The organism is Metasolibacillus sp. FSL K6-0083 (genome assembly GCF_038630865.1).
GTDB lineage: Bacteria > Bacillota > Bacilli > Bacillales_A > Planococcaceae > Metasolibacillus > Metasolibacillus fluoroglycofenilyticus.
The window spans coordinates 932968-958026 of sequence record NZ_CP152046.1 but is presented as its reverse complement, the minus strand read 5'-3'; the positions used below and the strand labels follow the sequence as shown (position 1 = coordinate 958026).

At 38.1% G+C, this 25059-nt stretch carries 23 protein-coding genes and 1 other annotated feature; of the genes, 21 read left to right on the top strand and 2 right to left on the bottom strand.

Features of this window, described 5'->3' with window-relative positions; all coding sequences use genetic code 11:
• The first annotated feature begins 224 nt into the window (after window positions 1-224).
• The 5 genes from MHB51_RS04515 to phoU all read left to right on the top strand — a co-directional run bounded on the left by MHB51_RS04515 (window position 225) and on the right by phoU (window position 4629).
• Complete coding sequence (locus MHB51_RS04515) at window positions 225-1214, top strand: PstS family phosphate ABC transporter substrate-binding protein (RefSeq protein WP_066163819.1); 990 nt, start codon at window positions 225-227, stop codon at window positions 1212-1214.
• A 75-nt stretch (window positions 1215-1289) separates the two neighbouring features.
• Entirely contained in the window at window positions 1290-2231 is a 942-nt protein-coding gene (gene pstC, locus MHB51_RS04510) for a phosphate ABC transporter permease subunit PstC (RefSeq protein WP_066163816.1), read from the top strand.
• Window position 2232: 1 nt separating this feature from the next.
• Window positions 2233-3111, top strand: a complete 879-nt coding sequence (pstA, locus tag MHB51_RS04505; RefSeq protein WP_066163813.1) for a phosphate ABC transporter permease PstA — start codon at window positions 2233-2235, stop codon at window positions 3109-3111.
• 12 nt (window positions 3112-3123) lie between these two features.
• Complete coding sequence (gene pstB / locus MHB51_RS04500; protein ID WP_066163810.1) at window positions 3124-3951, top strand: phosphate ABC transporter ATP-binding protein PstB; 828 nt, start codon at window positions 3124-3126, stop codon at window positions 3949-3951.
• 18 nt (window positions 3952-3969) lie between these two features.
• Window positions 3970-4629: a phosphate signaling complex protein PhoU gene (gene phoU / locus MHB51_RS04495; RefSeq protein ID WP_066164495.1), complete on the top strand. Its 660-nt coding sequence runs from the start codon at window positions 3970-3972 to the stop codon at window positions 4627-4629.
• Between the two features lie 142 nt (window positions 4630-4771).
• Here the strand turns inward: phoU and MHB51_RS04490 are convergent, their stop codons facing one another.
• Window positions 4772-6319, bottom strand: a complete 1548-nt coding sequence (locus MHB51_RS04490) for an amidohydrolase (RefSeq protein ID WP_342559082.1) — start codon at window positions 6317-6319, stop codon at window positions 4772-4774.
• Between the two features lie 160 nt (window positions 6320-6479).
• On the opposite strand from MHB51_RS04490, the gene MHB51_RS04485 reads away from it, so the two are divergent.
• From MHB51_RS04485 to MHB51_RS04470, 4 genes are all read left to right on the top strand, one after another.
• The gene (locus MHB51_RS04485) at window positions 6480-7022 is read left to right on the top strand and encodes a biotin transporter BioY (protein WP_066163803.1); all 543 of its coding nucleotides are present in this window, start codon (window positions 6480-6482) and stop codon (window positions 7020-7022) included.
• Window positions 7023-7061: 39 nt separating this feature from the next.
• Window positions 7062-7264: a binding site (T-box leader), on the top strand.
• Between the two features lie 51 nt (window positions 7265-7315).
• A complete protein-coding gene (trpE, locus tag MHB51_RS04480; RefSeq protein ID WP_342559081.1) occupies window positions 7316-8680 on the top strand; it encodes an anthranilate synthase component I in 1365 nt (454 codons plus the stop codon).
• Window positions 8677-9252, top strand: coding sequence for an aminodeoxychorismate/anthranilate synthase component II (locus MHB51_RS04475; RefSeq protein ID WP_342559080.1), 576 nt, complete (start codon window positions 8677-8679; stop codon window positions 9250-9252). Before trpE ends, MHB51_RS04475 begins: the two co-directional genes overlap by 4 nt.
• A 152-nt stretch (window positions 9253-9404) precedes the next feature.
• A complete protein-coding gene (locus MHB51_RS04470) occupies window positions 9405-9830 on the top strand; it encodes a universal stress protein (RefSeq protein WP_066163795.1) in 426 nt (141 codons plus the stop codon).
• A gap of 303 nt (window positions 9831-10133) precedes the next feature.
• Here MHB51_RS04470 and MHB51_RS04465 read toward each other — a convergent pair whose 3' ends face one another.
• Window positions 10134-10997: a helix-turn-helix domain-containing protein gene (locus tag MHB51_RS04465; protein ID WP_066163792.1), complete on the bottom strand. Its 864-nt coding sequence runs from the start codon at window positions 10995-10997 to the stop codon at window positions 10134-10136.
• Between the two features lie 184 nt (window positions 10998-11181).
• On the opposite strand from MHB51_RS04465, the gene MHB51_RS04460 reads away from it, so the two are divergent.
• The 12 genes from MHB51_RS04460 (at window position 11182) to MHB51_RS04405 (ending at window position 25046) form a co-directional block, all read left to right on the top strand.
• The gene (locus tag MHB51_RS04460) at window positions 11182-12009 is read left to right on the top strand and encodes a serine/threonine-protein kinase (RefSeq protein ID WP_235616017.1); all 828 of its coding nucleotides are present in this window, start codon (window positions 11182-11184) and stop codon (window positions 12007-12009) included.
• A gap of 434 nt (window positions 12010-12443) precedes the next feature.
• Entirely contained in the window at window positions 12444-14615 is a 2172-nt protein-coding gene (locus MHB51_RS04455; protein ID WP_342559467.1) for a transcriptional regulator, read from the top strand.
• 250 nt (window positions 14616-14865) lie between these two features.
• Window positions 14866-15291, top strand: a complete 426-nt coding sequence (locus tag MHB51_RS04450; protein WP_066163783.1) for a membrane-associated protease 1 — start codon at window positions 14866-14868, stop codon at window positions 15289-15291.
• A 277-nt stretch (window positions 15292-15568) separates the two neighbouring features.
• On the top strand, window positions 15569-15991 hold the full coding sequence (locus MHB51_RS04445; RefSeq protein ID WP_342559079.1) for a DnaJ domain-containing protein: 423 nt from the start codon (window positions 15569-15571) through the stop codon (window positions 15989-15991).
• Between the two features lie 15 nt (window positions 15992-16006).
• Window positions 16007-16585 carry an FHA domain-containing protein gene (locus MHB51_RS04440; RefSeq protein ID WP_342559078.1) on the top strand — a complete coding sequence of 193 codons (579 nt, stop codon included), beginning with the start codon at window positions 16007-16009 and terminating at the stop codon, window positions 16583-16585.
• A 21-nt stretch (window positions 16586-16606) separates the two neighbouring features.
• On the top strand, window positions 16607-17131 hold the full coding sequence (locus tag MHB51_RS04435; protein ID WP_342559077.1) for an FHA domain-containing protein: 525 nt from the start codon (window positions 16607-16609) through the stop codon (window positions 17129-17131).
• A 6-nt stretch (window positions 17132-17137) separates the two neighbouring features.
• Window positions 17138-17977, top strand: coding sequence for a protein phosphatase 2C domain-containing protein (locus MHB51_RS04430; protein ID WP_342559076.1), 840 nt, complete (start codon window positions 17138-17140; stop codon window positions 17975-17977).
• Between the two features lie 28 nt (window positions 17978-18005).
• Window positions 18006-19622, top strand: coding sequence for a serine/threonine protein phosphatase (locus tag MHB51_RS04425; protein ID WP_342559075.1), 1617 nt, complete (start codon window positions 18006-18008; stop codon window positions 19620-19622).
• On the top strand, window positions 19622-20899 hold the full coding sequence (locus tag MHB51_RS04420) for a normocyte-binding protein (protein ID WP_342559074.1): 1278 nt from the start codon (window positions 19622-19624) through the stop codon (window positions 20897-20899). The genes MHB51_RS04425 and MHB51_RS04420 overlap by 1 nt, the downstream gene beginning before the upstream one ends.
• Window positions 20896-21585 carry an iron-dependent peroxidase gene (locus tag MHB51_RS04415; RefSeq protein WP_342559073.1) on the top strand — a complete coding sequence of 230 codons (690 nt, stop codon included), beginning with the start codon at window positions 20896-20898 and terminating at the stop codon, window positions 21583-21585. Before MHB51_RS04420 ends, MHB51_RS04415 begins: the two co-directional genes overlap by 4 nt.
• A gap of 20 nt (window positions 21586-21605) precedes the next feature.
• A complete protein-coding gene (locus tag MHB51_RS04410) occupies window positions 21606-24251 on the top strand; it encodes a molecular chaperone (RefSeq protein WP_342559072.1) in 2646 nt (881 codons plus the stop codon).
• A 21-nt stretch (window positions 24252-24272) separates the two neighbouring features.
• Window positions 24273-25046, top strand: a complete 774-nt coding sequence (locus MHB51_RS04405; protein ID WP_066163759.1) for a DNA and RNA helicase — start codon at window positions 24273-24275, stop codon at window positions 25044-25046.
• The last annotated feature ends 13 nt before the right edge of the window (window positions 25047-25059 follow it).

Sequence of the window (25059 nt, the reverse complement as noted above, 5' to 3'; positions counted from 1 at the left end):
CTGAACGCAATTACATTTCAGCGTAATTGACTATAAGGTTGCTATAACAAGCGAAGGGCTCTACTATACAGGATATTTTGTATAGAGGAGTCTTTTTCTATTTACAAAACTTCTACACTACTTTACACAGCCTTAACATTGTATTTAAATTCACTCAACAAAAAGTCTTTATAGTAATGAATGTAACAACAACTGACTACGAAAGTTATTGGAGGACTAGACAAATGAGTAAATGGAAGTACGCAGGCAAGGCAGCAGTATTAAGTGCAGCATTATTATTAGCAGCATGTGGCGGAGATGATTCTGAATCAACACCAAACACTGATAATGCAGAAAATGTAGAAACTGGTGGAGCACAAAACGCAGAAGCTGGTGACGCACAATTAACAGGAACGGTTGTTGGTGATGGTTCATCAACAGTTGCACCGATTACTGAGGCACTTGTTGAGGAGTACGCTGCAGTACAAGGGAAAGTTCAAGTATCTGTAGGGGTTTCTGGTACTGGTGGAGGTTTTGAAAAATTCATTAATGGAGAGACAGACTTCTCGAATGCTTCTCGTCCGATTAAAGATACAGAAGTAGAGAAATTAGCAGAAGCAGGTATTGAATATACAGAGCTTGCTGTAGCATATGACGGATTATCTGTTGTTATTCACCCTGAAAACACATGGGCGAAAGACTTAACAGTTGACCAACTAAAGCAATTATGGATTGAAGACGGTACAACGAAAAAATGGTCTGATATTGACCCATCTTGGCCAGCTGAAGAGGTAGTCTTCTACGCACCAGGAACAGATTCAGGTACTTACGATTATTTTGATGAAGTAATTTTAGACGGTGAAGATTTAGTGAAATCAGCTACTTTATCTGAAGATGACAACGTATTAGTACAAGGTGTTATTGCAGATAAAAATGCCATCGCATTCTTTGGTTACTCATACTATATTGCGAATGAAGGTAAATTACACGCTGTTTCTGTAAATGGTGTAGAGCCAAACAGCGACACAATTGAATCAGGTGAATATTCACCATTATCTCGTCCATTATTTGTTTATGTGAAAAATGAAGCAATGGCAACTAACGAAGCAGCTTATGATTTCTTACGCTTTACATTAGAAAATGCTGGCGATATGGCTGAAGAAACAGGCTATGTACGCTTACCGGCTGAAGAGTATACAAAAGGCTTAGCTGCTTTAGAAGCATTAAAAAAATAATGCATCAAGCAACATCTAAGAATGTGTGCGTAAAGCACACATTCTTTCCTTAAACGGAAAGGAGTTTATCGACAAATGACCGGAAAAGCAAGTGAGCAATCCGTACAACAAATGATTGCAAAATCCCGTGAAAGAAAGGGTAAAAAACTAGTAGAAAAAACAATGCCTATATTGCTTTTAGTAGCGGCAGCATTATCTGTACTAACGACTTTTGGTATTGTTTTTACACTTATTTTTGAAACGTTTGAGTTTTTTCAGAGAGTATCAATAACTGATTATTTATTCGGTACAGAATGGCTTCCATTCTCAGGGAAAGAGCCTTTATATGGCATATTACCACTTGTTTTTGGGACATTAAAGGTTACTGGCATCGCTGTATTAGTAGCAGTACCATTTGGTCTTGGTGCGGCGATTTATTTAAGTGAATATGCATCTGATAAAACGCGCCGTATTATTAAGCCAATTTTAGAAGTACTTGCTGGTGTTCCAACAATTGTCTATGGATTCTTTGCATTGACATTTGTCACACCGCTTTTACAGCAATTGATACCATCGCTGAAAATATTCAATGCGCTTAGCCCGGGGATTGTTGTAGGGATTATGGTTTTGCCGATGATTGCATCACTGTCAGAGGATGCGATGAGCTCTGTACCGAACTCTATTCGTGAAGGTGCACTTGGACTTGGTGCAACAAAATTTGAGGTAGCGATTAAGGTAGTCTTACCAGCCGCGTTATCGGGGATTATTGCCTCTATCGTTTTAGCGATTTCACGTGCTATCGGTGAAACGATGATTGTATCGCTGGCAGGTGGGTCAACACCTAAATTTGATTTTGCGGTAACAGATTCAATTCAAACAATGACAGCATACATCGTACAAGTATCAACAGGTGATGCTGGCTATGGTACAACAATTTATTATTCTATTTATGCAGTAGGCTTCACATTATTTATTTTCACACTGATTATGAACCTGCTTGCACAATATATTTCAAAACGCTTCAGAGAGGAGTATTAAAATGAAATATTTGAATGATACTGCTGTAATGAAGCGCATGAGCATGCGACTAAAGATGAATAAAGTATGGAAAACTATTTTTATTGTCGCAACAACTTTTGCTTTAGTAGCTTTATTAATATTATTAGCGCGAATTCTTTCACAAGGATTAAGTCATTTAAACTTTGGCTTCCTAACGAATTTTGCTTCACGTGTACCTGAAAAAGCGGGAATTAAAGCGGCACTTATCGGTTCTTTATGGCTAATGGCTGTTGTCGCACCAGTTTCCATTATTTTAGGTGTAAGTTCAGCGATTTATTTAGAGGAATATGCGAAAAAAAATCGTTTCAATGATTTCATTCGCATTAATATTTCCAACTTAGCAGGTGTACCTTCCATTGTATTCGGTCTATTAGGATTAACGATTTTCGTTCGCTTATTAGACTTAGGAAAAAGCATTTTAGCAGCAGGCTTTACGATGAGCTTATTAATTTTGCCGATTATTATCGTTTCTGCACAGGAAGCAATTCGAGCTGTCCCGCAGGAGCAACGCGAAGCCTCATATGGTATGGGTGCTACTAAATGGCAAACAATTGTGAAGGTTGTTTTGCCCGCGGCGATTCCGGGTATATTGACAGGGAGTATTTTAGCCCTATCACGTGCAATTGGTGAAACTGCGCCATTAGTAGTTATTGGTATTCCTGTTATTTTACAATTCTTACCTGAGAATTTATTAAGTACATTTACAGCATTACCGATGCAAATTTTTGACTGGGCAAAGCGTCCACAAGAAGAGTTCCAATATGTTGCAGCAGCAGGGATTATCGTTTTAATGATATTGCTAGTATTCATGAACTCAATTGCCATTTATATTCGCAATAAATTCCAAAAACGATACTAACGGAGGGAAATTATGATACAAGTTCAAGAGCAAGTGCAAAATGTGCAAAGCAATGACACTGTACAGTCTGCGCAAGTAAATAGTAAAAATACAGTATTTGAAACAAGAAATTTCGATTTATGGTATGGGCAGCATCATGCGTTAAAAAATATTAATCTTGAAATAAAAGAAAATGAAGTCACTGCGATTATCGGGCCATCTGGCTGTGGTAAATCGACATATGTTAAAACATTGAACCGTATGATTGAGCTTGTGCCAATCGTTAGAACATCGGGGGAAATTAATTACCGTGGGCGCAATATTTTTGGTGGAGATTACGAGGTTGAGGAATTGCGTACACAAGTAGGTATGGTGTTCCAAAAGCCAAACCCATTCCCAAAATCAATCTATGACAATATTGCCTATGGACCACGAATCCATGGCATTAAAAACAAAAAAATATTAGATGAGATTGTAGAAAAATCATTGCGCGGTGCAGCAGTTTGGGACGATGTAAAGGATCGCCTTAACCAAAATGCCTATGGCTTATCTGGTGGTCAGCAGCAACGTATTTGTATCGCTCGATGCTTAGCTGTTGAGCCTGATGTTATTTTAATGGATGAGCCAACATCGGCACTTGACCCAATCTCTACATTGAAAGTAGAGGAGCTTGTACAAGAGTTAAAAACGCAATACTCAATCATCATCGTGACACATAATATGCAGCAAGCAGCACGCATTTCTGATAAAACAGCATTTTTCCTAAATGGTGAAGTGATTGAATTTGATCAAACAGATAAAATTTTCTCAACACCAGCAGATGGGCGCACAGAAGATTACATTTCTGGTCGTTTCGGATAAGGAGGAGCTTATAGTATGATGGCGGTACGTGAACGATTTGAGCACGATATGAAAACGGTGCAAGAGGATTTATTAGATTTATGTAATAAAAGCATTGAAGCTTTAGAAATTTCATTCAAAGCATTTGTTAATAAAGATATTGATAGGGCATTATCAGTGATTGATAATGACATTCATATTAATCGTTTAGAGGAAATGATTAATGACCGTGTTATTTTATTAATTGCGAAGCAACAGCCTGTCGCAACAGATTTACGTCGCTTAATGACGATTGTTAAGGCGGCAAGCGATATGGAGCGTGTAGGCGACTACGCAGTGAATATTGCGAAGGATACAATTCGCATCGGCAAGGATGAATTCATTACAAATATCGAGATATTAGAAGAAATGTCTAAGAAAACAGTTTCGATGCTACGCCAAATTGTAGATGCATTCATTCATGAAAATACATCACAGGCAAAAGAAATAGCGGAGCTTGACGATAAAATTGACGGCTTGTATGGTCAAGCTATTACCGGCTTTATGCAGCTATCTAGCAAGCATCCTGATAACATTTCACAATTTATGTATTTATCCTTTGTTAGTCGCTATTTAGAGCGCTCAGCAGACCATGCAACAAACGTCGCAGAGCATTTATTCTATTTAGTAAAAGGTCAGCACTACGAATTAAATAACTAGAAAAGGGCGTCCAAAAAACCGCGCAGTTGCCGGTATTTTGGACGCTTTTTGTATGACTAAAGCGGATTCGCTCGTTAAATCTTTAAATTCGCTCGTAAAGTCGCGGGATTCGCTCACAAAACACCGAAATTCGCTCATAAAATCAACCATAAACAATTTGCCCGTGAACGACCGTTTTGACTACTTGTAACTGAGGAATTTGCTCGACATCTACTTTAAAAATATCTTCATTTAATATCGTAAAATCTGCTTCAAAGCCTGCCGCGACTTGTCCGCGGCTATGCGCTTTATCAATAACTTTGGCTGGTGCAGTCGTGTAAAGTGCAACAGCCTCATAGCGAGAAATGCACTCAGGAGCATTTAAAACTTGTGCATCACCCATTTTTTTACGTGTTATTGCAGCATAAATACCGTATAGCGGATTCGGGTGCTCGATTGGGGCATCAGAGCCTCCCGCACATACGATGCCTCGCTTTAATAATGATTGTATAGGATGTGCATAATGTAGGCGCTCCGTCCCTAATCTTGCCTGTAAAATATTCATATCTGACTGAATAAATTGCGGCTGCACATCAACAATAATCGGCAATTTTGCAAGCCTTTCAAGCAGCTCATCATTAATTAAGCTACAATGAATAATGCGATCCTTTTGGCCTGCTAAAGGTGGATATTGCTCAAGCAATCCGACAATTGCTGAAATGGCGGCATCACCAATTACATGAACCGCAATCGTTGCGTTTGCAGCACGCGCTTTACGAACGAGCTGTGCTAAATCTTCATTAGAATGAATAAATAAACCACTATTCATAGGGTCATCGGCATACGGAGATGAAAGTGCCGCTGTCCTTCCTCCAAATGCACCATCAATAAAGATTTTCATCGCACCAAGCTCCAGCCAAGTGGAAGGTGTAAAATCAATTTGCTGTAAATCATCCCATGCATCATGATGCTGTAATAAATGTGCCTTGAAGTTTTTATTTTTAATAATATATTCATAGCTTTGTAAAGGTATGGAAGGATGTCCATAATAGCTTAAGTCCTCGGAGTGCCCACCTACAATACCTAATGAATGCAATGATGCAATTGATTTTTCCAAAGCATCATCAACATAGCCTTGCGTAGTTGTTGGTATGCGATGGACGACTAAATATAAAGCACTATCCTTCAAAATCCCTGTTAAATGCCCATTCCTTTTATCAATTAAACCACCAGCAGGATTTGCCGTAGTTTCATCAATATTGACATAGGCAAGTACCAGATGATTCACCATAATTAAATGATGACAACTACGCTTAATGACAACATGGCAGTTCAAGGCATCTAATTCCTCAATCGTAGGAAATGTTAATTGCTCACTAGCGCCTTCATTATAGCCAATTGCAACAAGCCAATCCTCTTCCTTCAATAGTGCAGCTCGTTGCTGCAAAGCCATCATCAGCTCATCTTTAGATGATATATTGCTCGCATCTAAATTTTTCAGCTTTTCTCCATAGCCAATAATATGCAAATGACTGTCGACAAAGCCCGGATATAACACATTTCCTTTTAGGTCAATTAAATGCTGTGCCTTTCCTTGCAAATCAGCAAATGCCCCAGCTTCTAAAATGATACCATCATGTTCTAAAATGGCTTCTACAGTATGCCCTTCCTGCTGCATCGTATAAATTGTCCCACCATACCATAAATTCATATTCATCCTCCATTTTTTGAGTGCCAGGCACACAAACAATTCTGACAATTTAGGCCTGCACGTATTCTAAAAAAATAATAACAAAAATGATTGAATATGCATATCGTTTTATGTTAACTTATATTTATATTAGGTTTACTAAAGCTTGGGGGAAATAGTGATGAATGTTAAAAATTATGTATTAGCAGCATTTGGTGCGGCGATTATTGCGGTGTTAGCACAAGTAACAATTCCGTTGCCGCTTGTACCAATTACAGGACAAACATTAGCAGTAGGACTTGTAGCTACAATTTTAGGTCCGCGACTTGGCACATTAGCAGTGGCTGTTTATTTATTATTGGGTGCGGCAGGATTACCTGTTTTTGCAATGTTTACAGGGGGGCTTGCTAAGTTAGTTGGGCCAACAGGTGGTTATTTGGTAGGGTTTTTGCCAGCCGCGTATTTAATGGGGCTGTACCTAGAAAAAACTTCTTATACGTATGTACAAGCAGCGGTGGCGAATGTTATTGGCATGTTTGTTACTTTACTATTTGGAACAATCTGGCTGAAGATTGCCAATGACTTGTCATGGACAGGTGCTATGATGGGAGGAACAATACCATTTATCATTCCAGGCTTATTAAAAGCTGGAGTTGCTACATGGCTCGGTATTTTCGTGCGCAATCGTTTGAAGCAAGCAAAATTAATCGCTGCAACAAGTTAAAAATGTTTGAATTATGAAAAAAATCACGTTACAATTACGTATAAAGCGATAATGAAAAAATAGTAGCTTATGTTCGTTTTAGAAGAGAGCTAGCGGTTGGTGAGAGCTAGTAGACAGCATAGGTGAATGGATTTTCTAGCTACAAGGAGGAAATGCCTTGTCGTAGTTGCTGACGTTACAAGCAATCGAGTGGGCTAAGCAATTAGCCAATGAAGGTGGTACCACGGCTCTCCGTCCTTTACAGTACGGAGGGCCTTTTTGTGTACAAATGAGCAGAGATAGGGGAGCAGAGCATGACAGAGATGAAGTACGTAATGAAAACATTGCAGGGGGATACTTACACCCCCATCGGCATTTATTCATGCCTACAAGGGCAAAATAAAATGCTATTTGAATCGAATGCTAAATATGCTGAAAGTGGTCGTTATTCATTTATTACGGTCAATCCAGTAGGAGAGCTAATAGGCGATGAGAAAACCTCGACTTTTAATGGAGAAACGAAAAGCATTTCAGTAACCGAGCGTTTAAAAGACGTGCTACCAATTGTCGGAGGGCACTATCCATTTGCTTTTTTTGGTGGAGCGATTGGTTATTTTAGCTATGAAACAGCCTTCCATTTTGAAGCAATTGGGCAAATCGTGAACGATGTCTACAATATGCCGGATGTTCATCTTTATTTTTACGATACATTTATCGTAATCGACCATATTGAGCAAAAGCTATCGTTAGTTGCGGTTGATTTATTTGGAGGCCGCACAGAGCAGCAAATGCAGCAAGCAATTCAGCAGCTTGAGCAGCAAATCGGGCAGCAAATAACGCAAACAATAAATACAGCTGTAGACATTCATTTTTCAGCGACAATGACTGAAGAACAGTTTACAACAATGGTCGAAACTGCGCAGCAACATATTCAGCGTGGGGATATTTTCCAAGTCGTACTATCGCAAACATTTGAAGCGAGCTTTCAGGGAGATGCATTTGCACTGTATCGCAAGCTGCGTGCAACAAATCCCTCGCCTTATATGTTTTACATGAATTTTGATGATGTCATTGTGCTTGGTACTTCGCCAGAAAGCTTAGTAAAGGTACAGGGCGGTGTTGTCACAACAAATCCGATAGCTGGTACGAAGCCACGTGGTGTAACACAGGAGGAAGATGAGCAGCTCGCACAAACATTGTTGAATGATGAAAAAGAGTTAGCCGAACATCGCATGCTCGTTGATTTAGGGCGCAATGATATTGGGCGTGTATGCGAGGTGGGCTCCGTACAAGTGAAGCGCTATATGCATATTGAGAAATATAAATATGTGATGCATATTGTGTCAGAGGTGGCTGGTCAGCTAAAAGAAGGGGCACATGTAGTCGATGTACTCGCTTCAAGCTTACCAGCTGGTACGGTATCGGGCGCACCGAAAATACGAGCAATGCAAATTATTCACGCACTTGAGCAAAAAAAGCGCGGCATCTATGCGGGGGCTGTTGGCTATATTTCTGCTTCTGGCAATATGGATTTAACATTAGCCATCCGTACAATGCTTGTAAAGGATGGAAAAGCTTATGTACAGGCAGGGGCGGGAATTGTTTATGATTCTGTTCCAAGCTTGGAATATGAGGAAACGTTAAATAAAGCGCGCGCATTATTGGAGGTGCGAAAATGATTTTATTAATCGATAACTACGACTCATTTACTTATAACTTATACCATCAAATTGCTGCGTTTGAACAAGAAGTGCGTGTAGTGCGTAATGATAAAATAACACTTGAAGAAATCCGTGCAATGCAACCAAAGGCAATCGTTGTTTCACCTGGGCCAGGTGTGCCAAGTGAGGCGGGGAATGTTATAGATATTATTTTAGAGTTTCACGGGCAGGTACCGATACTAGGAATTTGCTTAGGTCACCAAGCGATAGGTGAGGCATTCGGTGCAAAAATTGTACGTGCAAAAAACATTATTCATGGTAAAATGAGCCCTTTGACACATCAACAGCAAGGCTTATTACAAGGCATAGCACCAAATGAGGAAGTAATGCGTTATCACTCATTAGTCATTGAACAAAATACACTACCAAGCGATTTTATTGTGACAGCTCGTGCGGCAGATGATGGAGAAATTATGGCTATTCAGCATAAAAATTATCCGTTATATGGTCTACAGTTTCATCCAGAGTCTATCGGCACAAAAACTGGGAATCGAATGATTGAGGCATTTTTGAATGTAGTAAAAGAATAATGAACTGTTCGCGGGCATAGGAATCTCCTTATTAAAGCCCGCGAGAAGCTTATATTTGCTTATAAAACTGGTGCAGCAAATACTATTTGTCAGAAGGCGACATCCCCTCTACGTTTTTTTGCTATAATAAAAATAAAAAGGAGGACTATAAAATGACTAATTCCTATAAACAAATTGCAGTTGGTGTTGATTTTTCTGAGCAATCTTTACAAGCACTCCAACGTGCGATAGAAATAGCAAAGCAAAATGAGGCTATTTTACATATTGTAAGCGTAGTCGACACATATTCTTTCGGCTCAGTACAGGCATACGATATAACATACGCACAGCAAGTAAAAGAGGACCGCGAAAAGCAAATAGAGCAACTAAAAAATGAGGCAATAGCAGCAGGCGTGGCGGCTGTTCAGACAACTGTTGAACTCGGCTCACCAAAGGTAATTTTAACGAATTTAAAAGATATTGACCTCGTTATTATTAGTGCAACCGGCTTAAATCGCTTTGAAAAAATGATTATCGGCTCGAATGCAGAACGTATTGTACGAAATGCTAAGTGTGATGTGATGGTAGTGAGAGGATAGTTTAAGTATAGATTTTCTAATAAAAAATGAGTGTCTACTAAAAGGACACTCATTTTTTGTTAAGGCCGATCAGGGATATTTATCGAAGGGGATTCTTCAGAACAATTACTTATCCACAGTTTATTTATTGTTAAACTTGCAGCTTCATATTGCGGAGTAAAAGTAAATACTACTAGTAATGCTAAACATAAAGATAGTAAATTTATTAAATTATTTTCCATAAATAACACCCTTTATTAGAAAATTAAGTAACAACCTTTTATAATTTACCATTTAATATAAAAGATATCAATCAAATAATTACTAATTAAGGTAATTTATTTTCAAATCCTCTATGATTTTCAAGTAATCATATTTGTTTTGTAAAGAATAGATTGTTTTTGCCTGTTCTAAATAAATAGCTGCATTTGTTTTGTCTTGCATAGAGATAAGACAATGAGCTGTTTGGAAAAGTAAATCCCCTAATAAATACAGTGTTTCATGCTCAATACATAATTGGATACCTTGTTTTGACAAGAACAATGCTTCTGTAAATTTTTTGGAGTGTTGGAAAGTGCGAGAAGCGCCAAAAAAAACTCGAATTTTCACTAAATAAGATATTGTTGCATGTTCTTCAATTAAAGGGAGGCATTTTTCATAATAAGCTAATGATTTTTCATAATGCTTTGCCCCGAAATAAACAACTGCAATACTATTCATAATTGCTATTTCTTGTTCAATATTGGGTTTGTCGTTTGCATGTAAGGCCTCCTCGAGTGTTTGGATTGCTGTATCAAGCTGTTGGTGTAAGAACCATTGGCAAATGCCTTTATGCCATAATAAAAATTGTCTGTGCTCTGGTGCTAGCAAAGCCTCTTGTACAAGCTCATTTTGCACAATAAAATACGCAGACTCATAATCATGCTGATGAATTAGCTTACGAATAATATTTTGTGCATCTGATGAATTAAACGAGGCGTTATCAGTGCTAGCCATATCAAAAAAATAATTCATATCAACGCCCAGCCTCTGTGCAATTGCGTATAGTGTAAGACTTGAAGGAATCATTTCTCCTTTCTCAAAATTACTTACCATCGCCTGTGTACAAATGCCATCTGCCAACTCTTTCTGTGTAAGGCCTCTCTTTTTTCGTAATTCCTTTATTTTTTGTGAAATCATATGATTCATAATGGATTTTCCCCTATCCTAAGTATACATATGAATTATTATAACTTATGATAAATGTATTAGGGGATTAATATGCTTATTAATAGATGAATAATAGAAGCGATTTTTGTTTTTCTACAATAAAAATGTATAAATATGAGAGGTGTTATAAAACTATATGACTAATTTGGAGGTTTTCTCTTTTTTGAAAGAATTTTATGTCATCAAAAATTTAGTGAAAATAGGTAATTTGTCTATTGTCTATCTGGCAGAGGATATGAGGACGAATCAAGTACATATTATAAAAGAATTTTATCCACGTGAAATTGCAATTCGGGATATGGACAATCAAACAGTATTAAGTCGTCTTCCATCCAACAAAACAAAATTTAATCAGTTAAAGGAACTGTTTATACAAGAAGCAATCATTTTACAAAAATTAAATTGCCCATATGCTGTAAAATATATTGAGCATTTTGAGGAGAACGGAACAGTTTATATTGTAATGCAGCATTTTGAAGGTATACCATTGAATCAATATAATAATACGAATGATACATACACAACTATATTTTTGTCTTTAATTGAGGCGTTAAATGCGATGCATCAAAAGGGAATAATCCATCGAGATATTAAACCAAGTAATATTTTAATTGCTAGTGATGGTACACCATGTTTAATCGATTTTGGCTCAGCAATGGATTATCGTGTAGCTAAAAATGTACCGATTTTTACTAGTAGACATTATTCTCCTTTAGAGCTTTATTCCAGTAAATCGAAACAAAGTATTCGTGCAGATATATATAGTCTTAGTGCAACACTGTATTATGTCCTCGCCAAAAAGCCTCCTATTGATATATCAGAGCGTCTACTAGAGGACAAGCTAGTAGACATTAAAAAATATAATCCAAATCTCAATTATTTTTTAAGAAAAACAATTATGTGGGCGCTTGCTATAGAGCAGAAAAAGCGATGTTTTTCGTTAAAGTTTATAAAACTTGCCTTACTATATGAGCATTTAATAAAAAAATAGCGATGAAAGGGGCATACAGAAATCATCTATTTGTGCGAAGCTGTTTTAGGGGCAATTTTGTATTTTAATAGCTTATAAGCCATCTTATTTAAAGAAAAGTTGACTAGAAAAAATCTGGTCAGCTTTTTTATTGAGTGGGGAATATGAAAATTAAAATATTTATAAACGTATTTCGTTAATCTAAATTTACGCATTATTAAATATATAATTTGCGTTATTTTATAAAATTATTTATTTAAAAATAAATATTAGGTATAAAAGTTACATTATTTATGTACTAATATACTTTTGGTTATATTATTTTGGTATATACATTTTATTAAAATATAGATATAAATATATTGTGATTAAATATATTTGTAGTCCAACGATTAGTTGAGCTGCCAATTTATACATAAAAGGAGGGAAGGCTGTGATTGAAGCAGCCGAATCTAATGGAGATTATTAATCAGACAAATCGCACAATGCTTTTTGAAGAAATTAATCCAGAAAAGCTCGATTTGCTTACATTAGTTGGAGATGTAAAAGGAATTGACAGCTTGAGTGACGAGAAAATTAAAGAAATTAATGAAAAGCTACTTGTAAAAAGCTTCGATGAATTTTTAGATAAATTTTCGCCTACTGTTTATTCCTTCTATAATGCGGCTAATCAAAAGGTAATGTACACGTTGAAAAAGCCAGAAGGAATTCAGGATGATTGTATTTCTGAAATAGCTATTGACCAAAACAATGACTTTTTAAAAATGCTATTCACGTTAATTGATACGAAGCGTAGCCAAGGGATTACAAATGTTGATTTCAAATTCGAAAACTTACTAGATATGATTTCGCCGAAAAAGGTCATGGATGATATTCGGCAAGTTCGTAAGGAAATTCATTATCTTTACGATGAGTACGACAAGCTAGATGAAGGTGACCCGAAAAAATTAGATACAGGCGATAAGCTAAATATTTTATTTGAGGTTGCAAGCAAAAATTATAACAATGTTATGGCGATGCTGCCGTTAGCTATTGAGGATATTAAAACGAGATTATTGCTTGGCAATAGTCAAGAGGATGGCGAGACGGAAAAGCTACAAATCGGAACATTAACAATCGGTGAGGCGGGAGAGCTAAAAATTATTGAGGCCCCTCAAACAACAGGCACAGATGTCATGTTACTTGAAGAAAATAGTCAGTATGGGTTGAGTACGGTATTTGAAGAAGATTATCAAGCAATTACGGATTCGCCTTCTGCCTATGTCAAGGATTTGGTTGTTCGCACATTTGCACCGCTGCCAGCAATTAAAACCGATTTCAATATTGAAACAGAGGTGCAAAATTACAACACTTACCTAGAATTTTATAAAGATGCGAAGGATGAGTTTGTAAAAACGGTGAAGCCTTTAGTTGAAAAGCTGCTAGGAGTCAAAATGTACTTTGACCAATACACAACGAAAAATAGAGGGATGCAGCCATCCTTACTTATTACAAACACAAAGCTAGATATGCTTGTGAAAAGCAATAATATTCCTCGACTTAGTGCTTATTTGAATACAGTGAATGGCAAAAACGATTTTACAGATACCATTTGGTATGGAATCGTACCGGGTATTGAGCTTGAGGAAACAGGTAGGACGAAAGTAAGCCGAGCGCGCTTTAAAGGAAATGAAAAAACTGCAAAGCAAGAGGGCAATACGATGGAATCACTTTCTATGCTACTTGATACAGTGAAGGAGCATAAAGTGCAAGTTTTCTTCAACTTTATGGCGGAGGTTGAAACGACATTTAATGGAATTGCGACAACTGGTATTGACCGTTTAATTGATAAATGTGCGATGTTAACAAGAAAAGATTATAGCGAATTTGCTATTCCATGTTTACCAAACTTTACAATTATTCCTAAAGATAAATCAGGTGTCATTATTGATACACGGATGCATGCGACAGAAAACGGTGCACAGCTATCGAAGGAAAAAGAAGATATTTTAAAACTTTGGATTGAAGGCGTCTATGTAGGTGCTAGCTATGTTGCAGCAGGTATTGTATCAGCTTATCAATGTCCAGAGTATTTAAAGGAAGCGTCCTTCAGGCAAGTACAAAGAAATTATCCGGGTGTCCGATTTGACATTGAAGCTGGTGACCATGCTTTAAGAGCAGTAACAACGATGGCGAAAGAGATTTCAGGATTTACTAACAATATTAAGGACGCGATTAATAGTAGAAGCTTCGGCTTTGTATTCTCCTCGGAAAATGCACAGCTTCAAGATAAGGATATTAAGCGAATCACGGTATACAAGGCAAGAAGCTTAGCGATGGATGATAATGGATTTGACTCCATTTATAAAACACAGGTGAGCACATATATTGAGCGTATTTTACGTTTTCAATCCGGGGATTTCAAACATGATAATATCGTCAAATTTTTCAGTAATAACCCAAATAGCCAAAAGAGCAAATGGCTTAATGATAAAGGCTATGTAAACTCTATTATTCAAGAGGGAGATGATATTGGCTATGTCATTGATGAAAAAACAAGTCTATGTCAAATCGACCTTGTGTTTAATGGCAATGTGAAAAATCTTGAAGTGACGATTACAAAGGGAACAAGTGCTGTCAAAGCATAATTAAATGAAATGGGATGTTGAAGATTTATTTTGATTCAGCAAGTATTTTTGTATCGAAAGCAAAACGTAAGATACAGAAAGCTCCTATCTTCACAGGTGGCGAGATGAATGCTTAGCAGGTTTTTATTCAAAATGAATCTTTTAACATAAATTATGAGCAGTTTTCTCTCTGAAATGGCACTATTACATAATTTTTGGTGTCAGATGATGGGGAAATTGTTCACAAAAACATAATTAGGAGGAATGAAGAATGGGTTTTGTATTAAAGATTGAAGGGTCAGAGGCAATTGAATTGGGCTTAGACAGCATTATGACGGTGGAGTATGAAACAGATACACCAAATGATTCAAATGCACGCTCTACAGATGTAGGCTCAACTTTAAAAGTGAAGGGGAAAATTTTAACTGCTACAGATGGTGATAATGCAGATGACACGATGAAGCTAGCGCTTTGGTCATTAGTACCAGCTGAAAAAGCAGATTGTTACCGCAAAGTAACATTAGAAGTTATTTCTGCTGATCAAGTAGTGCGAAAAATTCATTTCCCGAACGCGTTTGTAGTTGATTATCAAGAGCGCTTTGGTGATACAGAAGGTGTTGGTGAGTTTTTCTTATTCATCAAGCAGAAAAAAGACAAAACAGACTTAGCGAAAATTGAAGGAGGCTACGCTGTATAACATACAGCAGTAGTTCTGGACTAGCGTTAGTTGAGGCGTAATTGATAGCTGTTTACCAACAAGGATAGCATGTTAGAAATTTTTCTAGCATGCTAGCTTTTTCATATGTACATAAAGTGAAATTTCAATCAGTGTGGTTTTTGGCGCACAGGACGCAGATTGTTCGCTTTCAACAGGGCTTTAATAAGCAGTTAAACTACAATTTATGCGGTTTTAAGGTAGGAATTATACTGTCCATTAATGCTAGCGTAATAGGTAGATTTATAAGGAGGAGCAGATGACTACACATTATGAAACACTAGGCTTGGAGCACAATGCAACGGCAGAGCAAATAAAGCTTGCTTATCGCCAACTATCTAAAAAGCACCACCCAGATAGAAATGGAGGTAGCAAAGAATCAGAAAAGCTATTTTTGGAAGTACAAGAAGCTTATAAAGTTTTGAAAGACCCTGCATTGAAGGAGGCATATGATGCTAAGTTAGCCAAGGGGGGGCAAAGCTTTTCACAGCAGCAAGCATCGGCAAAAGACAGGACTAAAGCCGAGTGGCAGCAAGCGGATTTCAATATGGAAAATATCCAAAGAAACTTTGAGCAATTTTTTGGCTTCAACCCTCAAACGAAGGAGGTTTCCTCAAGCTTAGAAAACAAAAAAAATCCGCTTGATACAACAGAGCTGTTTGAACGGTTTTTCCGAAAATAAAAAAGGAGCATAGCAATGGAGAAATGGACGAGTTTAACAAATACATATAAAAAGCGTCAGCAAGCCTATGTCATGATAAAAGTGATTGATATTTTATTGCTCGTTGTTAGTGCGTTTCTACTATTATATATATTCATTTTAAATAGAGATACTTTATTGCAAATGATTTTAATCATATTCATTATAGCTAGTGCTGCTATTTTTCTTATTTATCACTATGTAGCTACTAAAAAACAAGCACTCGCTCAAACAACTGCTATAGAAAAGCTAGTGCTACTAAATGAGCAAGGGCAGGAAGTGCAGGAATGGTCATTAACAGATGAAACTTCCTTGTTAATTGGAAAAAAGACGGTAGATTACCAGCCAAAAATTGATTTGAGCCATGCGGAGTATGCAGCATTAATTAATACAGAGCATGCCTTATTAAATTGTGTGGACGGTATTTGGTATGTTGAGGATATTGATTCAGTGAATGGCGTTGGAATACGCAAGCCCTATCGCCATCTAACACAAAAGCTAAAGCAAGAAAACCCTTGTGCTATTGGCTATGGGGACATACTTTATATTGCCAATACAAAAATAATTGCAAAATAATCGCGAGTAGGAGATGTACAAATGAGTTTAATTAGATGCACAAACGGCCATATGTTTAGTTCAAGAAGACATAAAAATGTTTGCCCCTATTGCCACGTATTAGTGGAGCAGGAGCCGCGCGCGGTAACGTCAGTATCACCAACAGAGGTGGATGATAAAACAATGCCCTATCTTGGAGAAATGGACGGAATTGACCCTGTAACAGGCTGGTTAGTTTGTATTGAAGGACCACAAATGGGAAGGGATTATCGCATACTGTCTGAGAAAAACTTTATCGGGCGAGATGAGGATATGCATATTCGAATTATTGGGGACAATACGATTGCTAAGCGCAATCATGCAGTCATTGTTTATGACCCAAAAAAGCGTAATTTCTTTCTCCTACCAGGCGATGCCTCAGGCTTGGCTTACTTGAATAATGAGGCAGTATATACACCGACAGAATTAACTGCATACGATGTCATTCAATTAGGAGCGAGCATGTTCCTATTCCTGCCACTTTGTGGTGTGCACTTTGAATGGGAAAATAATCAAAGCGAAGGATGATTGGAAATGGCTACAGCATTACATCCATATATAATAACGCTACTCTTTTTAACAGTGCTGCTCATTCTCGTAGCAATAAGAAGACAGCTTGTATATAAAATAGCTGATAAACGGATTGAGCTTGGCAACGGACAAACGATAGGAAGGCGCGAAGAGCAAGATGATTATTTTGCTACAGTTGAAACGGCTTATGGAACAGTTGCCGTGCTAGCAGATGGAATCAGCGGCTTGGCGAATGGGCGGATGGCGAGCACAATAGCAGTCACAACCTTCATAGAGGAATTGAAAAAGTTAACAACTGTACAACAAATCAGTGACTATTTCAAAGCAGCTGCAACGAAAAGCAATCAGATGATTGTTGAAAATTTACAGGGCTCTAATGGTGGGACAACGCTTGTCGCTGCATTTATTGATGAGCAGGGCTTGCTACATTGGGGCGCCGTTGGGGATAGTATCGTTACGATTTTTCGCAACGGAGAATTTATAGAAGTGAACGAAAAACATATTTTTGAATCTATCTTAACAGAGCGCTATTTGAACGGTGAAATTTCTCAATTAGAAATACAGGAAAATCCGTTTAAAAAGAGGCTAGTCAACTATTTGGGCTATGAAGGTTTTAAAAAAATTGATATTGGTCAGACGCCTATTCCGCTACGTAAGGGAGACAAAGTATGCCTATTGAGTGATGGCGTATACGGCACGCTGACGGAAGTTGAGCTAGAAAAGCTTCTTTCGGAAAATATTCCACCTCATTATATCGCACAAAATATAATCAATGCGGTTGATAATAAGCGCTTAAAAAATCAGGATAATGCAACAATTATTATTTTAGAGAAAACGTGGTAAGAAATCGTGCTGTAGAAGGAGGACGCATATGAGAAAGGAAAATAGCGATTTCCAAACGAGCTTCTTATCTGAAGCAGGCTCCTTTTTGCGAAATAGAGATTATTTTGCGTATACGACATTGGATGACTACTCTTGCTGGGTAGCTGTGAAAGGGCTTGATTCAGATCAGGAGGTAGATAGTGCAAAAATCGCTGTACAAGCCGTATTGGAAAGCTTTATCGCTAAGCCCTCAATGGCGAAGCGCAGCTTGGCAAACTATATGCGGCAAGCACATAAAGTTTTGCAGCAGCAAAGCTTACGTGTGCGATTAAAGGCTAGCATCGTTATCGTCGTTTCGGATTATAGACGAATACGATGTGCTGTTGCAGGGAATGCGCGGCTCTATCATTTTAGAAATGGTATTACGCTATTTAAGAGCAATGACCAAAGCTTGGCACAGGAAATATTTGAGCGCCAGCAGCAGGTAGTCGATACAAGACAGCATGAGGAACGTGACAATTTATTAACCTATTTAGGGCAGCCATCGAATTTTAATCCCTCTATATCACCTAAAATGAAGCTGCATGAGGGAGACGTTCTGCTACTATGCTCAGCAGGTTTTTGGAAGCATGTGGAGGATGTTGAAATGATTGATGCGTTGGAGCTAGCTAAGGAGCCAGCACAATACGTTGATGTCTTAGAGGAAGTGCTATTAAGCAGACAAAGGAAGGTCGTAGATAATTACACAATTGCGGCTATCTTTATTAATAAAGTGTATCAAGAATCCAATAAGAAAAAAATGAAATATATAAAATGGCTCGCCGCAGCGCTTATTACATTGTTATTAGTCGGTGGAGGTGCAGCTTTTTATCAGGCAAAACAAGTGAAAAAAATAGCAGAGTTGACAGTTGATATGAAGGAACATGAGAAAAATGGTAACCTCTATTTCCAAGATGGCAATTATGGCGAGGCTGTAATGGAGTATAGCGAAGGGAGAAATGTAGCGAAAAAATTGAAGGACCCTGTACATAGAAATCTATTAGCAACAAAGCTACGCATTACCCAGCTTATTGTTCAAGGAGATGAGGCAGCAGAAGCGGGCGAATTTGCGAAAGCAATGGAGCACTATGAAAAAGCGAATAAAGAGGGCAAGCTACTTCAAAGCTTTGGGAAGGAAGAGATTGAAAAGCGCATGGCCAATATGGATTCAATTGTTGCAATTGTAGAGGAAACGAAAGAAGGAGACGCACTTTTTAACGCAGAGGATTACAACGGGGCATTAGACATTTATCAAAAGGCTAGAAAAAAGGCAATTGCCATTTCATTTACAGGTGAGCCACAAATTAAAACGAAAATAGAGGAAGCAGAGGGTAAAGTTGCAGAGCTAACAAAGGCACAGCAAGAGCTTCGCGCAGAGGGCTTAGAGAAAAACGGCGACAAGCACTATGCGATGCAGGAATATACAAAGGCAATCGAATCGTACACAGTTGCGCAAGAAATCTATCAGGAAACGGGACTAATTGCAAAAGTGCTAGGATTAGAGCGCAAAATTATGAACAGCAATGATAAATTACATCCTGTACCACCTACTATCGAGGTGTCAAATAATGAAATAGACGACTTAGAGCAAAGTCTCGAAAGTGAAATGTTTAAGGAAGGAAAATAATGTCGATGAAAGAGCTTATGTTGGAACGCCTTAAAAAGATTGAAAACTTAGAACAGCGTCAATTATTAAAGGATATGATAAGCGGCGTTTTTACTAATTTAATCGATTATCAGCAGCAAATGAATGATCGCTTAGAGCAACGCTTATTGGATGAGCTGAAGCCAGATGAGCAACAGTTTGCTATTTACGGCACGGTTATCGCGAAAGAACAATATGACCCAATTCATGAATATTTATTTCCTATAATCCCTACAGACCCAGAGCGCAAAGTTATCTCGATGGAGGAAATAAAGCTTGCTTTCTTGCATCAGCAGCCTGCTATCGTATGCACAATATTTTTACAATGTGACAGCTTGCAAATACAGCAACTATTATCAGAAAATAGGCAGTTTCATGGCAAGCTTCATACGACAGCAGGAGATATAGATATTCAAGTTTACTTAAGGAAGCAGCAAATATATAGCAAGGAGATTGAGGAGCTTTACAATACGTTTCAAGTAAATGGTATCCCTTGGAAAACAATTAATCACCCATATATCCATAAATTTTTGGATGTTCATTTGACTTTTCAGCCTTTACCACAGGATGAAATAGAAATTATCGATATGACAATCGATTTAGAAGAATATGAGCCCTATAAAAAGATGAATATGCTACCGCTCTGGAATATCGAAAGGCATAAGGTGAAAAATGCAGGCTTCCCAGTTCCAGCAATCGACAAGGTCAATTTTGAGCATATGCTTTCCATTAGAAAGCTAGGAGCGGAACATAGTTATTTAGTGGTAGGGGATGAGGCGACGATTCGTTATGTGAAGCGCTCTGAAAATGCAATAACGGTTGTCTGTCCACAGGATAAAGCGGGCATATGGCAGCTTATTAAAGTAGCAAATGTACAGCAGGACAAAATTGGTACACTTGCTTACGAGCTATTTTCGAATCGTCCGCTTGATTGTTTTATGCAAAGGCTATCGGCAAGCCATCCTGTAGCCATTCATACAGCAGGTGAATTGGTGCGACTTATTCATTCTTTCAATTTAGCGGAGCGTTTAGCTTTTATTGACTTTGAAATTATAGAAAATGAAGCGGTAAGCAGCTATAGCTATGCACTAAACCCTTTTTTAACAGAGATTATTAGCAAGCCTCATCATAAAAAAACGATGGTATTGCAGTTCAAAGCATTCAAGCAGGATTTTATTGCAAATGATTTATTAAGCTTTGTTGTATCAGAGGTGCAGCGCCATTTCTATGAATACAACTGCATAGGGGTGTGGCAATGAATTATATTTGGGATTTATTGATTCGTGCTGAGGAGCAAGGTTTTGCTCGCAACGATATTCATTTCATATGCGCGACGAGCTACTCCCCCTATATGGAGCTAAGCCCGCAAGTATTGAATACAACAACAATAGAGCAAACGATAGAAATTAATCCTTATTATCGTTATTCAGAAGTTTTTAAACATTTATTCCAACCTGATAATGTGACGGACATGGAAATACAGGAATATTTGCTTGATATCGTCATTCATTTTTTAGGAGATATAGACCGTATGCAGGGAATGAATCGCAAGGAATATTTCATGCGCTTTTTATTGCAGGAATTCGCCGCCCATACATTTGGTCAAGCCGTTCACTCTTATTGTCAAGCGTTGACAAAGGCGGAGCAGGAAATAGTAGCACTCAATATGATTCGCATGTATCAAACGGGGGATGTCATTTACAACTTTAAGAATACATTGAAAAAGCTGTTTCCTCATTGTGCCGTGTATATAAATTCAGAGAACAAGGATGAGATACTGCTTTATATCGGACAGCGCCAAACAGCGCAGCGGGAGATGAAAATTCAATTGATACGTACTTTATTCATGCCAATCGGCTTTACGCTTGATATTTATTGGACACAGCATTTCGGCATTGTCGATGTAGAGGACACGATGAAGATTGATTATATTGCGCTGTATTAAATACAAAGGAGGATGGCAAGATGAAAGCTAATTATTCCTATAAATTACATACAAATCGACGTTATACAGAGCGCTATATGGTGACATATACACGCGCTGAATTAATGGAAATGACAACTTTTCAGCTACGCAATATTTGCTACAAGGAAAAGCTTGTAAAAGGACTTGTCAATACATTAACAAGAGACCAACTTGTGCAAATGATTTTACGTTATCGTGGCGCGGAGGAGCATTTGTTAATTGAGGAATATGCAGAAGGGGGCTTTGCACGAGTTGAGGCCGCTATGCAAAGCTATTTAAAAACGCCGCTTGCTGATAATGGCAATATTAAAATCCCTGCTAAAATGAGTATTTATCGAGAGATGAAAATAGATGCAACAGATAAATATATTGTAGAAACAGCTGGGCTAGTTGAAGAATCGAATGTACTACTTGTAAATGAGCAGCAAGCGCTATGTGCGATTTTGACATTGCAAAAGGACAAGCAGCAGCCAAATCGCTACTACTTCGTAACAGATGCCGCAATGAATATGCAAAATACAAAAAATAAAAACTATAGCTTTATTTTTTTGAGAAAGCAAGATTCGGATTATTTATACAAAACCTATTACCAAGAGGTTCCACAGCCACCAACAAATTTGCACTATTATAAAGTACCTATATTAGATTTAGAAATTAAGGAGCTTGAAACGACAAATGCGATTTTAGCGATTGATTTTGGCACAACGAATACAACAGCAGGTGCCTATTTAGCGCATGACTATGTCGCATCGCCCTGCTCGCAAGACTTACTTAATAATCGCATCCAGCTGAATCAAATTAATTTTGTCACCTTTCCAGATATGCTTCATCAACAATGGACAGCGGTTGTTCCGACGATTATTAGCGTAGCCGATTGCGCTGACGGAGACCATATTCATTATCACTTTGGCTATGACGCCTTGCAGGTAATGAAAAAAAATAATTACACAACGCTTGCAACGAAATTTCAAGGCATGAAGCGCTGGGTCAATCATTATAACAAAAGCGAAGAAATTATGGATGTTAACGGCAATACAGCGATTGTCCCGCGCAGTCAAATGCTCAGAGAATTTTTGCTCTATATTATACGGACTGCGGAGCATCAATTTAAGTGCCGTTTTCAGCATTTACATATTTCCAGCCCTGTAAAGCTGAAAACGCAATTTTTAGATATGTTTCAGGCAATTCTACCTGAATATCATATTGAAACAACATATGCGCTTGATGAAGGCATGGCCGTTCTTTACAATACAATCGCCAATCAAATAGAAAACAATAGCTTTTTGGATGGCAAAACTTATAAAGCATTAGTTATTGATTGTGGTGGTGGTACAACAGACCTTTCCTCCTGTCAATTTCGCATTGAAGATGGGCGTATCTCTTATAAGATTGATATCCATACAACCTATGAAAATGGAGATACTAATTTTGGCGGCAACAATATTACATATCGAATTTTCCAATTTATGAAAATTGTTTTTGCCAATTACTACAATCGCGGCAAGCGAGCCTATGATATTGATGCCTTAATTGATATTCCAGGCAAAGATATTTATCGTTATGTGGATGAATTTGGTGTGGAGGCAGTCTATGCTCAGTTCGAGCAGGCTTTTTTAGAGGCAGAGCACATCATTCCAACCCGTTTCAAAGAATATGAAAATCGCACGCGCGACGAATATTTACGTGTGCGTAATAATTATTATTTCTTGTGGGAAATGGCGGAGGAAATGAAGAAGGAATTTTTCCGTAAAACGGGCATTTTACGCAGTCGTTTCCACTCGACAATTGATGCAGAGCAAGAGAGCGACCTCAATGTTACAGCAGTCGAGCGCTGGTGTTTATCAATAAAGGAAAACGAACAATTCCAAGACGTATATGACTATCCGAACGTTTACTTCAATATTAAAGAAATTAACCATTTAATCAAGGCAGATATTTACGATATTGTCCGCAAATTTTTAGAGGACTTTTATGAAACAGGTGTGTTAAATGAATACTCCATTATTAAATTAACAGGGCAATCGTGTAAAATTGATGCCTTTCGGGAGGCTTTAAAGGAATTTGTGCCGGGGCGTAGCATTGAGTTTAAACAAAAGGCTGAAAGCGTCGGCAATGTACCAGAGCTAAAGCTTGCCTGTCTGCGAGGGGCGCTACGCTACTTAAATGCAAAAAAAATCGGCATGATTGAGACAAATGTGACAAATGATGCACCTGTTGTACCATATGCCGTAAGTGCATTGACACATAACAAGCAAGAAAAGCTATTAATTAGCAGCCTAGAAAGACTTAATCAAATACACGGGACGATTTCACGTCCGTTAGGTGTAGTCGATGTAGAGTTTTACTTGCACAACCATGAGGATAAATCCTCCTATAAATATGTTTACACAAATCATGCGGAAGATTTTGTTCCAGTGCTGTATGAGCAAATTGCTACATATTACGGTGAGCATATTCCGCAAAATGAAACAGACTCAATTGTCAATGGTGAGGTCAAGTTTTTTGTCTTTGCTAGTCAAGACCATTGGGGCTTTCATGTCGTTCCTGTTGCTCGTCAAAACGAGCAATTATTGCTAGGGAAAAAGCACTTCTTTGCCTTTGAAACAGACTTATCAGAGCTCGATTTCTTTGATGGCTTGAAGTAGTAAGAAACGAGGTGAATCTACATGGTCACAAATAAATACCCCCATTTTCAAAAGGGAAGGATTTTAAAGCGGGGAATGCTAGAAAGCTTGCGCGATTATCCGAGGGACATTGTCGATTTATATTTTCAAAATTATTCAGATGGCATTATTACTGGACTGGATATAACAGTGGATGGCACAAATTTAATAATCGCAAAAGGCATTGTAAAGCAGCAAGGCACTATTTATACGCTAACGACAGATTATACGCTGTCCTACACGGCAACTGAGCGGGAAACAGCACTGCTACTGGAATTCGATGAGCCACAATTGACGCCTGATTATACGGAGTACACAGCAAGGCCATTATTAGTAGATGCTACAGCCGTAATGGATAATACGCTCGAATTGGCACGCTTTAAATTAAAGGCAGGAGCGATGCTACGTGCAAGCTACACAGATTTTGCAGACTTAGCAACAGAGTACAACACGCTTAATTATTTGTATTGCCAATATGCAGGCTTACAGCAAAGCACCTATCATCCAATGCTGTTGAAGTACTATGCGCGAGAGCTGCTTGAAAGCCGTAGCACAAACCCCTACGATATCAGCTTTGCGCTCCAATGCTTAAATCAAGAGCGCATCGAGCGCGAAGTAGTAGATTGGTATATTAGCAGCCGATTAGAGGTAGCCTACCAACCATTATCAAATAAGCAGGCCCACCATTATTTAACGCGCATTTTAAGCAATGGACAAAACAGTAGACGCAGAGCGGATGCACATACAGGTCGTCCTGTACGCATGCTTGTGGATTAAAAGGAGGCTGAAT

Bases quoted from the DNA above. Each gene is read 5' to 3' on its own strand.
- MHB51_RS04470 (WP_066163795.1), top strand. From the start codon at position 9,405: ATGACTAATTCCTATAAACAAATTGCAGTTGGTGTTGATTTTTCTGAG.
- MHB51_RS04485 (WP_066163803.1), top strand. From the start codon at position 6,480: ATGAATGTTAAAAATTATGTATTAGCAGCATTTGGTGCGGCGATTATT.
- MHB51_RS04475 (WP_342559080.1), top strand. From the start codon at position 8,677: ATGATTTTATTAATCGATAACTACGACTCATTTACTTATAACTTATAC.
- pstB (WP_066163810.1), top strand. From the start codon at position 3,124: ATGATACAAGTTCAAGAGCAAGTGCAAAATGTGCAAAGCAATGACACT.
- MHB51_RS04420 (WP_342559074.1), top strand. From the start codon at position 19,622: ATGTCGATGAAAGAGCTTATGTTGGAACGCCTTAAAAAGATTGAAAAC.
- MHB51_RS04450 (WP_066163783.1), top strand. From the start codon at position 14,866: ATGGGTTTTGTATTAAAGATTGAAGGGTCAGAGGCAATTGAATTGGGC.
- MHB51_RS04425 (WP_342559075.1), top strand. From the start codon at position 18,006: ATGAGAAAGGAAAATAGCGATTTCCAAACGAGCTTCTTATCTGAAGCA.
- MHB51_RS04410 (WP_342559072.1), top strand. From the start codon at position 21,606: ATGAAAGCTAATTATTCCTATAAATTACATACAAATCGACGTTATACA.
- MHB51_RS04515 (WP_066163819.1), top strand. From the start codon at position 225: ATGAGTAAATGGAAGTACGCAGGCAAGGCAGCAGTATTAAGTGCAGCA.
- MHB51_RS04465 (WP_066163792.1), bottom strand. From the start codon at position 10,997: ATGAATCATATGATTTCACAAAAAATAAAGGAATTACGAAAAAAGAGA.
- MHB51_RS04405 (WP_066163759.1), top strand. From the start codon at position 24,273: ATGGTCACAAATAAATACCCCCATTTTCAAAAGGGAAGGATTTTAAAG.
- MHB51_RS04445 (WP_342559079.1), top strand. From the start codon at position 15,569: ATGACTACACATTATGAAACACTAGGCTTGGAGCACAATGCAACGGCA.
- phoU (WP_066164495.1), top strand. From the start codon at position 3,970: ATGGCGGTACGTGAACGATTTGAGCACGATATGAAAACGGTGCAAGAG.
- MHB51_RS04415 (WP_342559073.1), top strand. From the start codon at position 20,896: ATGAATTATATTTGGGATTTATTGATTCGTGCTGAGGAGCAAGGTTTT.
- trpE (WP_342559081.1), top strand. From the start codon at position 7,316: ATGACAGAGATGAAGTACGTAATGAAAACATTGCAGGGGGATACTTAC.
- MHB51_RS04490 (WP_342559082.1), bottom strand. From the start codon at position 6,319: ATGAATTTATGGTATGGTGGGACAATTTATACGATGCAGCAGGAAGGG.
- pstA (WP_066163813.1), top strand. From the start codon at position 2,233: ATGAAATATTTGAATGATACTGCTGTAATGAAGCGCATGAGCATGCGA.
- MHB51_RS04430 (WP_342559076.1), top strand. From the start codon at position 17,138: ATGGCTACAGCATTACATCCATATATAATAACGCTACTCTTTTTAACA.
- MHB51_RS04455 (WP_342559467.1), top strand. From the start codon at position 12,444: ATGGAGATTATTAATCAGACAAATCGCACAATGCTTTTTGAAGAAATT.
- MHB51_RS04440 (WP_342559078.1), top strand. From the start codon at position 16,007: ATGGAGAAATGGACGAGTTTAACAAATACATATAAAAAGCGTCAGCAA.
- MHB51_RS04435 (WP_342559077.1), top strand. From the start codon at position 16,607: ATGAGTTTAATTAGATGCACAAACGGCCATATGTTTAGTTCAAGAAGA.
- pstC (WP_066163816.1), top strand. From the start codon at position 1,290: ATGACCGGAAAAGCAAGTGAGCAATCCGTACAACAAATGATTGCAAAA.